Origin of the sequence: Sagittula sp. S175 (genome assembly GCF_049800975.1) — a bacterium.
Taxonomy (GTDB): domain Bacteria; phylum Pseudomonadota; class Alphaproteobacteria; order Rhodobacterales; family Rhodobacteraceae; genus Sagittula.
Genome location: NZ_JBNAGB010000012.1, coordinates 110,779 through 128,797 on the forward strand (window position 1 = coordinate 110,779; position 18,019 = coordinate 128,797).

15 protein-coding genes are annotated in these 18,019 nt (G+C 64.6%); 7 read left to right on the plus strand and 8 right to left on the minus strand.

The annotated features are described in order from the left end of the window. Window positions 1–28: 28 nt before the first annotated feature. The 5 genes from ACP16H_RS15965 to coaBC form a co-directional block, all read right to left on the minus strand. Window positions 29–2,050, minus strand: a complete 2,022-nt coding sequence (locus ACP16H_RS15965; RefSeq protein WP_425073240.1) for a M3 family metallopeptidase — start codon at window positions 2,048–2,050, stop codon at window positions 29–31. A 109-nt stretch (window positions 2,051–2,159) separates the two neighbouring features. Next, complete coding sequence (locus ACP16H_RS15970) at window positions 2,160–2,903, minus strand: hypothetical protein (RefSeq protein ID WP_425073241.1); 744 nt, start codon at window positions 2,901–2,903, stop codon at window positions 2,160–2,162. A gap of 11 nt (window positions 2,904–2,914) precedes the next feature. Next, window positions 2,915–3,958, minus strand: a complete 1,044-nt coding sequence (locus ACP16H_RS15975; protein ID WP_425073242.1) for a HesA/MoeB/ThiF family protein — start codon at window positions 3,956–3,958, stop codon at window positions 2,915–2,917. Beyond that, window positions 3,958–4,431, minus strand: coding sequence for a dUTP diphosphatase (gene dut, locus ACP16H_RS15980; protein ID WP_425073243.1), 474 nt, complete (start codon window positions 4,429–4,431; stop codon window positions 3,958–3,960). The genes ACP16H_RS15975 and dut overlap by 1 nt, the downstream gene beginning before the upstream one ends. Before the next feature lie 19 nt (window positions 4,432–4,450). Beyond that, window positions 4,451–5,815 carry a bifunctional phosphopantothenoylcysteine decarboxylase/phosphopantothenate--cysteine ligase CoaBC gene (gene coaBC, locus ACP16H_RS15985; protein WP_425073244.1) on the minus strand — a complete coding sequence of 455 codons (1,365 nt, stop codon included), beginning with the start codon at window positions 5,813–5,815 and terminating at the stop codon, window positions 4,451–4,453. Between the two features lie 95 nt (window positions 5,816–5,910). On the opposite strand from coaBC, the gene ACP16H_RS15990 reads away from it, so the two are divergent. Further along, window positions 5,911–6,438 carry a putative metalloprotease CJM1_0395 family protein gene (locus ACP16H_RS15990; protein WP_425073245.1) on the plus strand — a complete coding sequence of 176 codons (528 nt, stop codon included), beginning with the start codon at window positions 5,911–5,913 and terminating at the stop codon, window positions 6,436–6,438. Between the two features lie 18 nt (window positions 6,439–6,456). Here ACP16H_RS15990 and ACP16H_RS15995 read toward each other — a convergent pair whose 3' ends face one another. Together ACP16H_RS15995 and ACP16H_RS16000 are read right to left on the minus strand one after the other, a co-directional pair. Then, complete coding sequence (locus ACP16H_RS15995) at window positions 6,457–7,248, minus strand: ChaN family lipoprotein (protein WP_425073246.1); 792 nt, start codon at window positions 7,246–7,248, stop codon at window positions 6,457–6,459. Continuing rightward, a complete protein-coding gene (locus ACP16H_RS16000) occupies window positions 7,245–8,123 on the minus strand; it encodes an RNA polymerase factor sigma-32 (protein ID WP_425073247.1) in 879 nt (292 codons plus the stop codon). The genes ACP16H_RS15995 and ACP16H_RS16000 overlap by 4 nt, the downstream gene beginning before the upstream one ends. Window positions 8,124–8,333: 210 nt before the next feature. Between ACP16H_RS16000 and ACP16H_RS16005 the strand changes: the two genes are divergently transcribed. After that, window positions 8,334–9,206 carry a glutathione S-transferase N-terminal domain-containing protein gene (locus tag ACP16H_RS16005; RefSeq protein ID WP_425073248.1) on the plus strand — a complete coding sequence of 291 codons (873 nt, stop codon included), beginning with the start codon at window positions 8,334–8,336 and terminating at the stop codon, window positions 9,204–9,206. Between the two features lie 4 nt (window positions 9,207–9,210). Here the strand turns inward: ACP16H_RS16005 and argE are convergent, their stop codons facing one another. Next, window positions 9,211–10,365 carry an acetylornithine deacetylase gene (gene argE, locus ACP16H_RS16010; RefSeq protein ID WP_425073249.1) on the minus strand — a complete coding sequence of 385 codons (1,155 nt, stop codon included), beginning with the start codon at window positions 10,363–10,365 and terminating at the stop codon, window positions 9,211–9,213. A 264-nt stretch (window positions 10,366–10,629) separates the two neighbouring features. Between argE and ACP16H_RS16015 the strand changes: the two genes are divergently transcribed. The 5 genes from ACP16H_RS16015 to ACP16H_RS16035 all read left to right on the plus strand — a co-directional run bounded on the left by ACP16H_RS16015 (window position 10,630) and on the right by ACP16H_RS16035 (window position 18,009). Then, window positions 10,630–12,000 (plus strand): aspartate aminotransferase family protein, encoded by a 1,371-nt coding sequence (locus ACP16H_RS16015; protein ID WP_425073250.1) that lies wholly within the window; start codon window positions 10,630–10,632, stop codon window positions 11,998–12,000. Window positions 12,001–12,175: 175 nt separating this feature from the next. Then, complete coding sequence (locus tag ACP16H_RS16020) at window positions 12,176–14,389, plus strand: DEAD/DEAH box helicase (RefSeq protein WP_425073251.1); 2,214 nt, start codon at window positions 12,176–12,178, stop codon at window positions 14,387–14,389. A gap of 139 nt (window positions 14,390–14,528) precedes the next feature. Then, the gene (locus ACP16H_RS16025; protein ID WP_425073252.1) at window positions 14,529–15,233 is read left to right on the plus strand and encodes a hypothetical protein; all 705 of its coding nucleotides are present in this window, start codon (window positions 14,529–14,531) and stop codon (window positions 15,231–15,233) included. 2 nt (window positions 15,234–15,235) lie between these two features. Then, window positions 15,236–16,312, plus strand: a complete 1,077-nt coding sequence (locus ACP16H_RS16030; RefSeq protein WP_425073253.1) for a hypothetical protein — start codon at window positions 15,236–15,238, stop codon at window positions 16,310–16,312. After that, the gene (locus ACP16H_RS16035; RefSeq protein ID WP_425073254.1) at window positions 16,309–18,009 is read left to right on the plus strand and encodes a Dyp-type peroxidase; all 1,701 of its coding nucleotides are present in this window, start codon (window positions 16,309–16,311) and stop codon (window positions 18,007–18,009) included. The genes ACP16H_RS16030 and ACP16H_RS16035 overlap by 4 nt, the downstream gene beginning before the upstream one ends. The last annotated feature ends 10 nt before the right edge of the window (window positions 18,010–18,019 follow it).

Sequence of the window (18,019 nt, forward strand, 5' to 3'; positions counted from 1 at the left end):
TAGGTCGGGGCTATGCCCCGACTCCCCCTCAGGCTGCGAGACCGCGCCCCTTCAACAGGGCATCGACCCCGGGCATTCTGCCGCGGAACTGCAGGTACAAGTCCTCGGCCTCCTCGGACCCACCCTTCGACAGGATGAACTCCTGAAGCTTTCCGGCGACGACCGGATCGAACGCACCGCCGGCTTCTTCGAAGGCCGCGAATGCGTCGGCGTCCATCACCTCGGACCACATGTAGCTGTAGTAGCCGCTGGAATACCCGTCCCCGGCAAAGACATGGGCGAAATGCGGCGTCGCATGGCGCATCGTGATGGCGCGCGGCATGCCGAGCCCTTCGAGGACTTCGGCCTGTTTCTGCATCGGGTCTGCCGGAGCGTCACCGCTGTGAAACTCCAGATCCACCATCGCCGAGGCCACATATTCCACGGTCTGAAAGCCCATGTCGAAGGTCGCGGCCTTCAGCACCTTGTCCAGCAGGACCTCCGGCATCGGCTCGCCGGTCTCCGCATGGGTGGCGAATTCCGCCAGCACCTCGGGGACTTCCAGCCAGTGTTCATACAACTGTGATGGCAACTCGACAAAATCCCGCGCGACCGAGGTGCCGGACACCGACCCGAACTCCACATCGGACAACATCTGGTGCAGCGCGTGGCCAAACTCGTGGAACAGCGTGCGCGCGTCGTCATAGGACAACAACGCGGGCTTGCCTGCTGACGGTTTGGCAAAATTGCAGACATTGACGACGATGGGCGTCTCGACACGAGGCCGCTTGGCCTGCGACCGGAAGGCGGAACACCACGCGCCCGACCGCTTCGACGCGCGGGCGAAATAGTCACCGATGAACACGGCCACATGCGCACCGTCCTTCGTGACTTCCCAAGCGCGCGCATCCGAATGGTAAAGCAGCACATCCAGCGCCGCGAATTCCAGTCCGAACAGGCGGTTGGCGCAGGCGAAGGAGGCCTCGATCATCCGTTCCAGTTGCAGGTAGGGCTTCAGCTCTGCCTCATCGAGATCATGCAAAGCCTTGCGCCGTTTCTCCGCGTAGTAACGCCAGTCCCAAGGCTCCAAGGGGCCGCTGACGCCATCGGCGGCAAGCATCGCCTCCATCTCGGCCTGATCGCGCAGGGCCGCCGCCTTCGCGGGTTCCCAGACGGCCATCAGCAGGTCGCGCACCTTTTCCGGCGTGCCCGCCATCTCCGGCTCAAGCTTGAAATGGGCAAAATCCGGGTAGCCCAGCAGCTTTGCCCTTTCCTCGCGCAGCTTCAACGTTTCCGCAGCGATGCCGCGATTGTCCGTCGCACCGCCGTTTTCCCCGCGCATGGACCACGCACGCCAAGCCTTTTCACGAAGCGCGCGGCGCGGCGAAAACTGCAGGAACGGCACGATCAACGACCGCGACAGGGTAACCACAGGCCCGGCCTTGCCCAGCGCCTCGCCCGAGGACCGCGCAGCATCGACCACGAATCCCGGCAGGCCTTCCAGATCCTCCTCTGCCAGATCCATCGACCAGTCGGATTCGTCCTTCAGCAGGTTCTGGGTGAAATCGGTCCCCAAGACGGCCAGCCGCTCCTTCACAGCCTTCATCCGCTCGGCGTCTTCGCCCTGCAACGCCGCGCCGGCACGGACGAAACCGCGATGCGACAGGTAGAGCACGCGCGCTTCCTCGTCGCTCAGCCCCAGCGTCTCGCGCCGTTCCCATAGATCTGCAACGCGGGCGAACAGCTTTTCATTGGAGTAAATGGCCGAGGAATGCGCCGCCAGCTTGGGCGAGAACGCGCGCTGAAGCGCCTGCCGCGCCTCGTTGCTGTCGGCCCCGGCCACGTTGAAGAACACACCCAGCACCTTGTCCAGCGCCTCGCCCGCGCCTTCCATGGCCTCGATCGTATTGGCGAAGGTCGGTGTCTCTGCGGAGTTGGCGATTGCCTCGATCTCCGACAGGTGCTCGGCCAGCGCCACGTCCACGGCGGGGGCGAAATCCTCATCCGAAATTTGGTCGAACGGCGCGATGCCGAAGGGTGTGTCCCAGTCGGCCAGCAAGGGGTTGGTCATGAAGCATCTCCATAAGGCTTACCCGAAACCTAAGCCTCAATCCTTACCGCTTCAATCACGCCATCCCGTTTCTTGCTGGCCGAACGACGCAACCAAACGGCATCCGGCCTCAGAGCTGAACATGCACATGATCGTCATGCCGCGCGGCACGACAGCCCTGGAACCGCAGCTTCGGCCCCGCCAGTCCCCAGCGCTGCAGCAAAGGGGGCTCGACAAAGATCTTCGCCACGCGCGCGTCGGTTTCGAGAGCATGGATCAGCGCCACTGTCCGAGCCTCCTCGACCTGCAAATCCGACGCCGACCAGAGCGGCTGCAACCACCTCAAATCCCATCTCAACGTCAGCCAAGCCGGCGGGCAAACCGGTGCGTCCAGCGCCTCGAACGCGAAATATCCGATGGGTGACCGGCTCCGACCCGGCGCATAGGCTTCGTCGGCGTAGTAAAATGCCAGATCCAGCTTCTCGCCATCGTCGTGACTGAGATGCGGCAACAGGGGAAATCCATCGAGGAATGGCAACCCGCCATCCAGGGCCAGCGTCACGGTGCCGGGATACTGCCGGGCGACCGCCTCTGCGGCGCCCTGCGCGACCAGAGCCATTTCCGGCGTCACGAAGTTCCGCATCGCGACGCAATAAACCGGTGATTGCATTCGCAGCACATCGCCCGTGCAGGGCAATGCGACGCGGCCAGCCATGGGCGCAGCAACCCAGGCTGCGCCCCACAGAAGCGCATAGAAGACGACGAACAGCCACCGTCGCCGCATCAACACGGCGCCGATCCATGCCAGACCTCCCAACTGGGTCAGCGCAGTCAGAGCCAAGACTACGGCCAGATGACCGGCCCAGCGCAGCATAGGTCGGGGTTTCACCCCTTCTCCCCGCAGCAGGCGCAATCCGCCCGGCGCTTCAGGCCGATCTTTCGGGTTTCGCCCCAAAGTGCGTCGTAGATCAGCATCTCACCACGCAGCACCGACCCTGCCCCGGCGATCAGTTTTATACACTCGACCGCCATCATGCTGCCGACCACGCCGGGCAGCGGCCCCAGAACGCCGGCCTCGGCGCAACTGGGTGCCAGCCCCGGTGCGGGGGCTTCGGGAAAGATGCACTGGTAGCAAGGCCCGTCCTCGGCGGGATGGAACACGGAAACCTGCCCCTCCCACTGGCTGAGGGCGCCCGAAATCAGCGGTTTTCCAGCCGCCACGCAGGCTTTGTTCACCAGATAGCGGGTGCCGAAATTGTCCGTTCCGTCCAGCACGACATCATAGTCGGCCAGAAGGGTTGCCGCGATCTCTTCGTCCAGCCGCCGCTTGTACGGCCTGACCTCGACGTATGGGTTCAGCGCCTTCATGGCCTTCTCTGCCGAGAAGACCTTGGGCATCCCGATACCCGAATCCGTATGGATGATCTGCCGTTGCAGGTTGCCTGCGTCGACCTCATCGTCGTCGATCACGCCGATCGTACCGACACCTGCAGCCGCCAGATACAGCAAAGCCGGAGACCCCAGCCCACCGGCACCAACGACCAGAACGCGCGCCTCTTTCAACCGCCGCTGGCCAAGGCCGCCGATTTCTCGCAGCACGATGTGCCGGGCATAGCGATCCAGCTCTCCGGGGCGGAACTCTCCGCGCGCAGGTTCTTCGGTCACGTCACCCTCCTCTGCCCGCGCCTTCAATCCACGCACTGCAAGCGCGTAAACCGCAACCAGCGCGGCGATCCCGCCAAGGATCAGCCAGCCGCGTAGATCTCCACCCACCGCCAGACGCAGGGGATGGCCGGAGGCCAGCCCCACATGCACTGCCAGAACAACGAGGTAAAGCGCCGCCAAGGTGCCAAGGCGCGCGCGCCGGGATGTCCCCATGACCACGCCCAGCCCCCATAGACCCGCCGCCACCAGCAGCATGAGCAGCATCAGCCGCGTCCCCCGGTGATCCCCGTCGATCCAAAGCCGCCATCGCCGCGCTCAGTCTCCGACAAGTCGTCTGCCACCACGAATACGGCCTGCACCACCGGCGCCACGACCATCTGTGCGATCCGGTCTCCATGCGCGATGGTGAAGGGCTCTTGCCCGGCATTCATCACGATGACGCCCAGCGGTCCCCGATAGTCGCTGTCAATCGTCCCGGGTGCGTTGGGCAGCGTGATTCCGTGCTTCAGCGCCAAACCCGAACGCGGCCGGATCTGCACTTCGAACCCGTCAGGAATGGCCAGACGCAATCCGGTCGGCACCAGGGTCCGAGCGCCGGGGGCCAAATGGACCGCCTCCCGGTCCGGGAAATTCGCCTTCAGGTCCGCGCCGGCAGCGCCAGTGGTGGCATAGATTGGCAGGCCCAGCGCCGTGTCAGCCTCCGGCTCCCAGGCGAATACAATTGTTGCCGTGGTCATGATTGCACCGCTTGCCCCCTCACTGCGCGCCCGGGTAAGTGCCAGCCTTCAACAGCGGCCACGCCTTCTCATAGGGCATCACATCGTCATGCATGGCCCGCCAGTGTGCATCTATGCCATCCCAGCCTCGACCGACAAACACATGCCCGCATACGGGACAGATCTTCTTGCCTGCGACGACCGACAACGCTGACGCGATCCGCTCGGCCAGGCGCCGTGCGACCTCGCCTTTGTCGGCCCGGGGCCATTCTTCTGCCCCCTCTGCCGTGATCAGGACAACGGCGTTTTCAGTGCCACCCATGATCCCGGTGCCCGGAGAGACATCGTTTGCCACGATCCAGTCGCAGCCCTTCCGCGCACGTTTTGCCATTGCGTGGGCCACCACGTCGTCCGTCTCGGCAGCGAAACCGACCACGAGCGAGGGCCGCCCGTTTTCCAAACCAGACACCTCGCGCAGGATATCGGGATTTTCCTCGAATTCGAGAACCGGCAGCTTGCCCGCCTCTTTCTTGATTTTCGAGCCGGACGCCGTTTTCACCCGCCAATCCGCAACGGCAGCGGCAAAGACCCCTGCATCGACCGGCAACGCCTGCATGACGGCTTCACGCATCTCGCGCGCGCTCTCGACCTCGATCAAGCGCACGCCCGTGGGACGCGCCACCTCGGCCGGGCCGGTGACAAAGACCACGTCGGCCCCCAGATCCCGCAGGGCATTGGCAATCGCTGTCCCCTGAGCGCCAGAGGAACGATTGGCGATGTAACGAACGGGATCAATTGGTTCGTGCGTCGGACCGGAGGTCACAAGGATTCGTCGCCCCTTCAGCGGACCGTCCGCCAGCGCGCCTTCGATGGCCGCAACAATCTCCAGAGGCTCGGCCATGCGGCCCGGACCGTATTCTCCACAGGCCATGTCACCGGCATTCGGCCCAACCACGGCAATGCCGTCGCCCCTGAGCGTTGCAAGGTTGCGCTGCGTCGCGGGGTGTTCCCACATGCGGACGTTCATGGCGGGGGCGATCATCACCGGCGTATCCGTCGCCATCAGCAGCGTCGATGCGAGGTCGTCTGCCTGACCGCCTGCCATCTTGGCCATCAAATCTGCCGTTGCCGGGGCGACGACCACCAGATCGGCCACGCGGCTTAGCTGGATATGCCCCATTTCAGCTTCCTTCGTCAGGTCGAAAAGGTCGCGGTGGACTTCCTCCCCTGCCAGCGCAGACAAGCTGAGCGGCGTGACGAATTCGGCAGCCGCGCGTGTCATGACGGGCGTCACGGCCGCGCCGCGCTCCCTGAGGCGGCGAACGAGGTCAAGGCACTTGTAGGCCGCGATTCCTCCGCCCACGATCAACAGGATCCGCTTGCCCGCCAAAACACCCGCGCTCATTCGATCTCTTTCCAATTTCATTCAATCCGGTGGATTGAAACAAGCCGTTAACGGCTGCACCCTACCCTCTCAGCGTCCGCAAAGGGAAGAGTCGCATGGCAGCAGTCGACCCCACATCTCAAAAGGCCGGTTGGGATGCCGTCGCCCCTCTGATGGCCGCCTATCATCAGAAGATGTCCGATGCGCGCGCCGCGCAGGCCAAGGACGACAGCGTCAAACCCGTGGCAAAGGCCGACGACGCCGCCCTCTCAGAAGCCGACCGTAATATGGTGTCCAAGTTGCAGGCCCGCGACCGCGAAGTCCGCGCACATGAACAGGCCCACAAAAGCGTCGGTGGCGCCCTGGCGGGAGGCGCGAGTTACACCTACCAGGCGGGCCCCGATGGGCAACGCTACGCCATCGGGGGCGAAGTGCCCATCGACGTCGCCCCGGTAGAGGGCGATCCCCAAGCCACCATAGACAAGATGAACCAAGTGAAGGCTGCGGCCCTCGCTCCGGCGGAACCCTCCAGCGCAGATCGCCAGATCGCGTCCATGGCGGACGCGCAACGCGCCCGCGCTGTGGCCGATCTTGCCGCACTTCGCCGCGCGGAGCAGACTGGCGAGGTCGATCAGCGTAGCTGAGTCCCGGACATCCTCCGGTCAGCCGCCTTTATTGAACGTCGCGCAGGGATCTTCACGGTCCACACCAGGTGCATATTCAACGGCGTCGAAGGTGCCCTCCGGCGAGGTGTCGCTTTCCCCCTGCCCCAGCGCATACACAGACACCTCCGGCATGGCCATTTTCAACGCAGCCGGCGCGCCCCAATCCTTGCGTGCGTGGCCGTTGCCGGTGATGACGACCACCGGACCGCCAGTTGCAACCAGAGCCTCCCGCACCACTGCCGCAATCCGGGCATCGCGAAGCCGCTGGATATCCACCATCATCGGCAGCATTTCTTCGGGCAGGGCATCGCAATGTGCGGCCATCTGCAAGGCTTCGCGTGCCTGCTGCTCCGTATCAGACAGGGGCTGATCCAGCCCGAAAAGCTCTGCATTCGTGCCGAAAACATCCGCCACCGGCTCCCCCATCACGCGCCGAGCTTCGTCGCGCGGGAGGGCGGCGCCAAAATGCTGGGCATCGGAGGCCGTAAAGATGGGATAATACATGGCGAAATCCGGCCAGCCATTTTCCTCCCAGTACAGGAACGGCCCAAGAACTTTCTCGCTGCTCAGCATTTCCTCGGTAATCGCAGAAGCGCGCACGCCTGTCAGCATTTCCCAGACCACCGCCGAAGGCTTGATCTCTGCCACCAGCTCAGACTGTCGCGCATGGTGGGCCGGATTGTCGTGCACCTCTCCCAGAAAGATCACGTCAGAGCCAAAACCCCCGTCGGCAAATGCCGCGGGGGTCATGAAGGTCAAGGCCGCAATGGCTGTCAGCAGGTGTTTCATGCCAGGAAGTGTTGCACTTCCCCGCTTTGAGCTTCAAGCGCCTTGCGCATCTTGCCAAAAGCGGCCGCCTCCAGCTGGCGCACACGCTCCTTGGATAGGTTCAGCTCCACACCCAAGGATTCCAGCGTCCGCGGCTCCTCTCGCAGTTTGCGTTCACGGACGATGAAGCGCTCGCGTTCGTTTAAGGACACCATGGCCTGCACCAACCAACCGCGCAGACATTCCGTGTCGTGGGCATTCTCGACGATCTCTGCGCTTTGCGCACTGTCGTCTTCCAGAGCATCAATCCACTCGCGGCCCTCATCGTCAACGGACTGCGTGGCGTTGAGCGAGAAGTCCGAGCCGGACAGCCGCCCCTCCATCATCTCGACGTCGCGCAGCGGTACGCCGATTTCCGAGGCAATCATGTGGCGCAGCTGGTAGCCGTCCAACTGCTGCCCCTCGGCCTGCGCCTCGCGTTCCAGCCGCGCCTGCACGCGACGCATGTTGAAGAACAGCGCCTTTTGCGAGGACGTAGAGCCGGTGCGAACCATGGACCAGTTGCGCATCACATAATCTTGGATGGACGCCTTGATCCACCAGACGGCATAGGTCGAAAACCGCACACCGCGATCCGGGTCGAACTTGTCTGCGGCCTTCATCAGGCCGAGGCCCGCTTCCTGGATCAGATCGTTCATCGGTGCGCCATAGCGTTTGAACTTGGCCGCCATGGAGATCGCGAGCCGCATGTACGCTTGAATGAGGCGATGCAACGCTTCGACGTCACCCTCGTCGCGCCATGCATAGGCCAGCCGCAGTTCCGTCTCTGCATCCAGCAATTCCGCCTTCATCGCCCGTCGGGACATTGTCTGATCGTTGAAGCCGTCGAGTGCCATGGTACCCCCAAGTCGTGCCGTGGTCCCCCTTGATCGGGGATTTGCATGTACTACGCATGACGCTGCGCAAAGGTTCACTGCGACCGGCAAAAAAGTTCCCATAAAGTGCGCACCATCCATGTGCATTCTTGATGGGGTTTGCCACAAAGGTGAATTTCCCTGAACGATGCCAACGCTTTAACCTCCCGTTATCCAAAGTGGAGAAAGTCAATGTCCAAGGCCGCGTCCGGAACCCTGATCATCGGTGATTACGCCTTTTCCAGCTGGTCGCTGCGTGGCTGGCTGCTGTTTCATCGGTTCGATATCCCGGTGTCGATCCGGCTGGTCGACCTCTCGACCGGAGACGTTCCCGCCCAAATGCCGGAGTATGCGCCCGCCCGCACGGTGCCCACATGGGTCACGCCCGAGAGCCATGTCGTGTGGGACAGCCTCGCGATCGCCGAGGAACTCGCCACGCGCCACCCCGACGCCGGGATCTGGCCCGCCGACCCGGCGCTGCGGGCGCTGGCGCGGAACCTCGCGGCGGAAATGCACTCGGGGTTTTCCGCCCTGCGCGGGGCATGCCCGATGAAACTGCGTGTCGCCTACTCGGATTTCACCCCATCGGAGGACGTGAAAAGCGACCTCGCCCGGATCGAGACCCTCTGGTCCCACGCGCTGGAGACGTCCGGTGGACCGTGGCTGGCGGGCGACTACTCCGCCGCCGATGCGTTCTTTGCGCCGGTGGCCGCTCGCATCGCCACCTACGACTTGCCGGTCAGCCCGGCCGCGGAGGCCTACGTCCACCGCCACTTGAACGACCCGGCCTTCCGCCGCTGGCGGTCTCTGGGACTGGTCGTTGGCGAAGATATGGCAAAATACGCCATGGACCTCACGACCAAGCCATGGCCCGGCCCGGCCCCGCGCCCCGCCCGCGCCGTGGCGGAAGGCACGCCCGAGAACGCCGCCTGCCCCTACTCGGGCAACGCGCCCACCTACCTGATGGAGATGGATGGCCGTACCTTCGGCTTCTGCAACCCGACCTGCCGCGACAAGACCGTGGCCGACCCCGAGGCCTGGCCTGCCTTCATGCCCCTCGTCTGACGGCTCAGACGAGATAGCGCTGCAAGCCGCCTAGCATGTCCAGGCAGGCCTTCACCTGCGACCGGGCGATGAATTCATCCGCCCGGTGCGCCTGCTCGATGGACCCCGGCCCGCAGACCACGCATTGCGTGCCCAGCGACTGGAACAGTCCCGCCTCGGTGCCAAAGGACACCACGTCGCAGCCATTCGCCCCGGTCAGCGCGCAGGCGATCTCGGCCATGCGGTTACCTTCCTCGGGCATCAGTCCCGCGACCTCGCCGATCACCTCGCGCAGGATGGTCGATGTCGGGTCGACACGCTGCATCTCGGTCATCAGTTGCACAGCGTAGCGGTCGATTTCCGACAGCACGTGCATGGTGTCCAGCGGCGTGACGGGACGCATCTCCCACTCGATCTCGGCCTGCCCGGCGATCACGTTGCGCGCCGCCCCCGCCGCGATGCGCCCGATGTTAATCGTCGACCAAGGCGGCACGAACGGACTATGCCGTGGCACTCGCCCGCGCAGCTCTGCCTCCAGCTCCATCAACTTCGAAGCGTAGCGCGTCGCATAGACCGCCGCGTTCACCCCGCGATCCGGGGCCGAGCCATGCCCCTCACAGCCGTTGAAATGCGTCGTGTACTCGCAGCAGCCCTTGTGACCGTCGATCACCCGCATCATCGTGGGTTCGCCCAGCAGAGCCATGCCGGGCCGCACCCCCTGCCGCGCCAGCGTATCCACCAGCGCCCGCGCGCCGTAACACCCTACCTCCTCGTCGTAGGTCAGCGCCACATGGATCGGTTTCGCCAGTTTCCACGTGGCGAAGTTCGGCGCCATCCCCATGACGCAGGCGATAAAACCCTTCATGTCACAGGTGCCGCGCCCGTACAGGCGATCCTCGCGCTCTTCCATGACAAAGGGATCCGACGTCCAGTTCGGCTCCTCCGCCGGGACCACGTCGCTATGCCCCGACAGCACCAGCCCGTCGTCCACTTCCGGCCCAAACGTGGCCCAGAGGTTCGCCTTGGCCCCGCTGTCGTCGGTCATCACCTCGCAGCGCGCGCCGTGATGCTCCAGCCGGTCGGCAGCCCAGTCGATCAGATCGCGATTGCTGTCCGCCGACACCGTCGGAAAAGCGATCAAGTCGCCCATCAGCTCTTCGGTCCTTTGCATGACGGACATGGCGGCCTCCTGTTCAATATTTCATCGTTCCGCCTTCAGCCGTGGCAGTCAACACGCCTTAAGGTCAACGCCAGCAGCGCCGCCCACTGGCCAACCCGCGACAGATCGGCTAAAAACCGGGCAATCCCGACAATAAAGGCATTGCGCGCTGCTGCCGGGATTCGCGGAGCCCAAGGCACCCCGAAGACGCGCAGTCCAAGGTTTGGCCCAGGTCCTCCGTGAAACCACACCCGCGGCGCGCAGCCGCATGACCGGAGGACCCGAATGCTGACCAACGACCAGCTGTCCCAGTGGGACCGCGAGAACTTCTTCCACCCCTCGACCCATCTTGCCCAGCACGCGCGCGGTGAAACCCCCACCCGCGTAATCACCGGCGGCGAGGGCTGCCACATCACGGATCGTGACGGCAACCGGCTACTTGATGCCTTTGCGGGGCTCTACTGCGTGAACGTAGGCTACGGTCGCCCGCAAATCGCCGAGGCCATCGCCGAACAGGCGAAGGAACTGGCCTATTACCACGCCTATGTCGGTCACGGCACCGAGGCCTCGATCACCCTGTCCAAGATGGTCCTCGACCGTGCGCCGTCGCACATGTCCAAGGTCTATTTCGGCCTCTCTGGCTCGGACGCCAACGAGACCAACATCAAGCTGGTCTGGTACTACAACAACATCCGTGGCCTGCCGCAAAAGAAAAAGATCATCTCGCGCTGGCGCGGCTACCACGGCTCCGGCCTGATGACCGGCTCGCTCACCGGCCTCGAACTGTTTCACAAGAAATTCGACCTGCCGCTGGCGCAGGTAATCCATACCGAGGCACCCTACTACTACCGCCGCCCCGACCTGACCATGTCCGAGGCGGACTTCGTCGCCCATTGCGCCGCCGAACTTGAGGCGCTGATCGAACGCGAGGGCGCCGACACCATCGCGGCCTTCATCGGTGAACCGGTGCTGGGCACGGGCGGCATCGTGCCCCCGCCCGCAGGTTACTGGCAGGCGATCCAGCCCATCCTCGAAAAGCACGACATCCTGCTGATCGCAGACGAGGTGGTGACGGGCTTCGGGCGGCTGGGCAGCATGTTCGGTTCGGATCACTACGGCCTGAAACCGGACCTCATCACCATCGCCAAGGGCCTGACCTCCGCCTACGCGCCGCTGTCGGGCTCCATCGTGGGCGACCGCATGTGGAAGGTCCTCGAACAGGGCACCGACGAGAATGGTCCCATCGGCCACGGCTGGACCTACTCCGCCCACCCCATCGGGGCTGCGGCGGGCGTTGCCAACCTCAAGCTCATCGACGAACTGGGCCTCGTGCAGAACGCATCTGACGTTGGCGCCCACCTGCGCGCCGCCATGCGCGATGCGCTGGCCGATCACCCCAATGTCGGCGAAATCCGTGGTGAGGGTATGCTCGCAGCGATCGAATTCGTGGCGGACCGCGATAGCCGCACCTTCTTCGATCCTTCGCAAAAGGTGGGCTACAGCCTCGCTGCCGCGCTGCTGGCAAAGGGTGTCATTGCCCGCGCCATGCCGCAAGGCGACATCCTGGGCTTCGCCCCTCCTCTCTGCCTGACCAAGGTGGAAGCGGAGGAAATCGCGTCGAAAACCGCTCAGGCCGTGCGCGAGACCCTCGGCTGACAACGCTCGGCGCCCTCCTTCGTCATCGTGAAGATACGCGGGAGGGGGCCAGGGGGGGTGACGCCTCCCCCGATCTGCACAGAATGCCGCGCATTCCTAGATGGACAACGCGGTGAGTCTGCTGTAGGAGCCACCGCTTACGCCCTTTCGTGCGCTCCCTGATGGACTTCCCCCGATGCTGACCCCCCTGAACGAAGCGCTCGCCGAGCGCGGATATACCACGCTGACCGATGTGCAGCAGGCCGTGACCGCGCCGGAACTGGCCGAGCAGGACCTGTTGGTCTCGGCACAGACCGGGTCGGGCAAGACCGTGGGCTTTGGCCTCGCCATCGCGCCGACGCTTCTGGGCGAGGACGGCACCCTGCCGCCGCCCGCCGCGCCCATGGCGCTGGTCGTGGCACCGACGCGCGAACTGGCCCTGCAGGTGCAGCGCGAACTGTCGTGGCTTTATGCCAAGACCGGCGCATGGGTCGTGTCCTGCATCGGCGGCATGGATGCACGCACCGAGCGCCGCGCGCTGGAACGCGGCGCGCATATCGTCGTCGGCACCCCGGGCCGCCTGCGCGACCACATCGAGCGCGGCTCGCTGGACCTGTCGGCGCTGCGCGCCATCGTGCTGGACGAGGCGGACGAGATGCTGGACCTCGGCTTCCGCGAGGACCTGGAATTCATGCTCTCGGAATCCCCCGAGGATCGCCGCACGCTGCTGTTCTCGGCCACCGTGCCGCCCGCCATTGCCCGCCTCGCGGAAAGCTACCAGCGCGATGCCCAGCGCATCACTACGCAGGTGAAGGGCGAGCAGCACTCCGACATCGAATACCGCGCCGTGCAGTGCATCCCCTCGGACGTGGAACACGCGATCATCAACCTGCTGCGCTACCACGATGCACCCAATGCCATCGTCTTTGCCAACACCCGCGCTGCGGTGAACCGCCTCGTGGCGCGCTTTGCCAACCGGGGCTTTGCCGTTGTGGCGCTGTCGGGCGAGCTGAGCCAGGACGAGCGCAGCCATGCGCTTCAGGCGCTGCGTGACGGGCGGGCGAAGGTCTGCGTGGCGACCGACGTCGCGGCGCGCGGCATCGACCTGCCGAACCTCGAACTGGTGATCCACGCCGATCTGCCGTCCAACACCGAGACCCTGACCCACCGGTCGGGCCGCACCGGTCGCGCCGGGCGCAAGGGCACCTCGGCGCTGATCGTGTCCGACCGCGACGTGAAGAAGGCGCAGCGCCTGCTGGGCTGGGCCAAGATCGACGCGACCTGGGGCACCGCCCCATCGCCCGAGGAGATCGCCGCCAAGGACGAAGAGCGCCTGATGGCCCTGCCCGCATGGTCCGATCCGATCACCGAGGAAGAAGCCGCCTTTGCCGCGCGCCTGATCGACAGTTTCTCGACCGAACAGATCGCCGCAGCCTGCCTGCGCATGTACCAAAAGGGCCTGTCCGCTCCCGAGGAACTGCACCAGCCCGGTACGAAGACCGAGCGCGCCGAACGCGCGCCCTTTGGCCCGTCGAAGTGGGTCGCCCTGTCGGTCGGACGCGACCAGGGGGCCGAGCCGCGCTGGCTGCTGCCGCTGCTGCTGCGCGCCGGGAATATCGACAAGGCCCAGATCGGGCGCATCCGCGTGGCCGATACCGAAACCTATGTCGAGGTCGCCGAGGCTGGCGTGCAGCCCCTGCTGAACGCCGTCGACGGTCAGGGAGTCCTTGAAAAGGACATCACCCTGCGCGCGCTGGATGGCGAACCCGACATGCCCCAGCGTCCGGGCGGCGGTCGGCCGGGCGGCAAACCCGGTGGCCGTCCGGATGGTCGTTTCGGGGGCAAGCCCTTCGACAAGGGGCCGCGCCACGGTGGCCGCAAGGATTTCGGCGATTCCGACCGCCCGCGTCCGCCGCGCAAGGACAGCCGCCCGCCGCGCGACGAGTCCCGGACAGAACGCCCGCGCGCCGATGCCTCGGCGGACAAGCCGAAGCCGCGCGCGGAGAAGACCTTTGAAAAGCGCGAGCCGCGTTCCGAGAACAGGGCAGAGAGCCGTCCGGCAAAGAGCTTTGACAAGCGCCCCGCCGCACGTCGCGACGACGCCCCGGCGGAGAAGCCCAAGACCACGCGCCCCAATGCCATGCGCACCGACATGCGCATGGATGCGCCGCGCGGCAAGGACGGTGATCGCAAGACCTTTGGCAAGCCGAAGGGGAAACCCGGCGATGCGCCCTTCAAGGGCAAAGGCAAACCCGGCGACAAGCCTTTCAAGGGCAAGCCTGCGGGCAAGAGTTCGGGCAAACCCTATGCTGGGAAGCCCGGAAGCGACGCCCGCCCCGATGACCCGCGCTTCAAGGTGAAGTCCAAGGGCGGCGATGCAGCCCCCAGCCGCAAGCCCCGCGCAAAGTGATCTCACAGGCCCGCCTCGCCAGAGCGCGGGCCTTTCCTTTGCCGTCCCAGGCCGCCCTCAGACCGCAAATATCAACTATTGCGCGAATCCCTTCAAACGTTACCCTAGCGTAAAGCATTTCAGCACGTGAGGGTTTCCGATGTCCAACATCGCGGGCAAGGCCTATGCCATGAATGTGGTCACGCCCAGCCATCCACGCATCACCTGGGTCAACCGCCTGCTCTTCATGGTGGCACGAGGGTTGCCCGAGAACCTCCTTGGGCTGCTGGGTCTGTCGCTCATTCACTTTGCCCGCTGGGTCATCATCAAACCCGACGACTGGCCCGACCTGGGCCAGGGCAAGCAGCACCAGTTGCAGAACGACTACATGCTGTTCCTGTCGAATTTCAACGGCACATGGGACCAGTATATCGACGCGTTTTCCGACGGGATTCCAAAGGGTCTGGACCTCTTCTGGTACACGGCGACGAAATACCCGCTGTCGATCCCGATCACGCCGTTCAAGACCTACATCACCCACAACCAGATCTACACCGACCACTATTACAACGCGACGCCCGGCTCGGCGCAGCGCGATGTGAAGGCAGCCCTTACGGTCTATGACACCGTGCTGAACCTGCAAAAGGCCCATGCCGGCCAGTCCGCCGAAGACTTTGCCAAGGCGTGGAAGGACGCCATGTATCGCGTCCAGAACCATCTGGGCGATCCCGGGTTCGGCCCTGTCGCCAGCCTCGACACCGAACGCGCCGACCAGAACCGCGAAAGGTTTGTCAGGCAGGCGCAGGAAGATTTCGACACCCAGCGCGCCCTCTCCGAGGGCCTGCCCGAGCAGGAAGGATCCTGACCATGCCGGATTTCGACTCGGGCCATATCTTCCTGACGACCCTTGCGCCGGTGAAGGACGGCACTTGCGCCATCAAGGGCCACGGCCATTGGTCATGGCGTCAGCGGCTGCGCAATGCGCTGGTGGAACTGCCTGTCGCGCACCAGTCCCCTGCGACGGTGGACACCGGCCTTGGCAGCCCGTTCGCCCGCAACCAGCGCACCCACCTCGCAAGGATGTTCGTGCTGGACGACGTGGTCTACAACGGGCGCGAGGGGCATGATGCCATCAAGTCCTCGATCAAGGCGCTGGCGGGCGACAAGGACGCCGGGAACCCCGCCCTGCCGCAGCACATCGACTACCTCAACTGCTCCTACCTCGTGTTCTGCGCCGACATCGACGCGGTGACCCGAACGGGCGATCCCCTGCCCGCCACCCTGTCGAAAGGCGAGCAGGAGAAGGTCCGCCGCACCTATGCCGAAGAGCTCTGGACCACCATGGGCGAGGAGCTGGCGGCGATCTATTCGAACTGCCACGGCTTCGACGGGGTAACGGACGCCAAGGGCTTTGCCGACTACCTCGAACGCTGCCACGTGCAGACGACGATGCCCTTCCACGACTATTACATCATGCCACAGGACCAGCTGCTGAAGGCCTTCAACCGCCTGCCGCTGAAGCCGCTGGCCGCTGCCGTCCTGCTGCCCGCGGCCGTGGCCTGCCTTGCCTTCCTGCTGGCGCTGTTCACCGAGTGGGACATGCCCCTCGTTGGTGGCAACCCGATCTGGACCATGATTATCGCGGGGGCGCTGGCCTGTGTGGCCTTCATCCTCTCCGTGCGTTACGCGATCCGGAATGGCGAGAAACCCCTGCCCCCGGCGCAATACGATGACTTGCGCAGCGTGTTGAAGGGGTTGTATATCCAGCAGAAATTCTCGGACTTCGTGATCGACATGCAGGGTGAGACGCCCGAGGCGATCCACGCGGCCTTTGGCATATGGCTGGCATTGCACGCGCCCGACGACCTCGATGGTCCGACGCAGGCCCCCGGCGTCATCCGCTCCCCCAGCCTCCCCACCGAACCCGCGAGGGCCACGTCATGAGCTACCGCCTCGACCTCGACGATATTCAGGGCAACGTGGCGCGGGCCTATGGCCGCTACTCCTACCCTTTCGCGCGGTACATGTTCTTCAACATCAGCCACGCTGCGAAGGGCCGTGCCTTCGTCAACGATCTTTTGCCCTACGTGACCACCGCCGCCCGCTGGCCCAAGCCCGAGGACAAGCCGCCCTGCACCCTGAACGTCGGTTTCACCTTCATGGGGCTCTATCGGTTGCAGCTGTCCAACCGGGTGCTGCAAGGCATGCCCGAGGAATTCATCGCCGGGATGAAGGACCGCGCTTTCCTGCTGGGAGACCGCGACCAGACCGTCCCGGAAAGCGCTCTTGGCAAATGGGACAAGCACTGGGACCAGATCTGGCAGGACAACCGCTGCATCGACAACGACCACGATGTACACGTCTGGATTTCCCTGAACGCTCAGCGGAAATTGTCAGCTGACAATTCTCATAAGGACTTGAATCCAAAAGATCCTCTGTTGAAAGTCGTCGAGCCTGTCGACGACCTGGCGCGCATGACACAGACCCTGCGCGACCTTTGTGACAGCAACGGGGGCGTGCGACTGATCGAAGGAAACGGCGCCAGCGGGACGGACCCATGGCACGATGCTCAGGCCGTGTTCGACCAGATTGACGGTCTTTGGCTGCCGACCCCGCGCGAGCACTTCGGCTTTACCGACGGGATTGGCGATCCGGTCTTTGCCGGGCAACTGCCCGCGAAGGAAGAGCGCGAGCGCGTCGTCGGGCGCGGCAAACGCATGGGATCAAAGGACAACGGCGGCTGGCAGCCACTGAACCCCGGCGAGTTCATCCTCGGCCACCCGGACGAAGCCCAGGAACTGCCGCCCAGCGCCCACCCGCCGGAGTTCATGCGCAACGGCAGCTTCATGGCCTATCGCAAGCTGCACGAGAACGTGGCCACCTTTCGGCGGACAGTGAGCGACGAGGCCGCACGCTATGCCCGCGTGCAGGGGATTTCGCAGGAGGAGGCAGACGTCACCCTGCGCGCGAAGATGGTCGGACGCTGGCCCGATGGCATCCCGTTGGCCGCCGCGCCGACGCACGCCAAGTGGATGGACATGCGCAAGGCCGAAGGCTTTGAAGCCGACACCGCCATGGCTCGCTTTGCCGCGCAGATCGCCTACCTCGACAAGCCCGAGGCCGCGAATTTTCGTTACGCCAATGACATGCAAGGCTACAAGACGCCGCTCGGCGCACACATGCGCCGCGTAAATACCCGTGATTACCTCGACCCGCTGAACGCCACCGACGCCAAGGCTGACAACCCCGAGGCCACAACCGCCCTGAACAAGCGCCGGCGGATCATGCGCCGCGGCCTGCCCTATGGCACGCTGCCCGCCGACCAGCAGACCGACGAGACCGAACAGGGCGTCACGATGATGATCCTCTGCGCCTCATTGTTCCGGCAGTTCGAATTCATCCAGCAACAATGGATCCAGTACGGGCTGGATTTCCATCAGGGCAATGACACTTGCCCCCTTCTGGGAAACCACGAACACCACAAGCGGATGGCCATTCCCGCTGACCCGGCGTCCGGTACGTGCCCCTACACGATGAGCAGGCTCGACACGGTGGTCGAATGCCGGGGCGGGGACTACTTCTTTATCCCGTCGATCACCGCGCTGCGCGCCATTGCGATGGGGGTCGTCGATCCGACCTGATCGACACCCC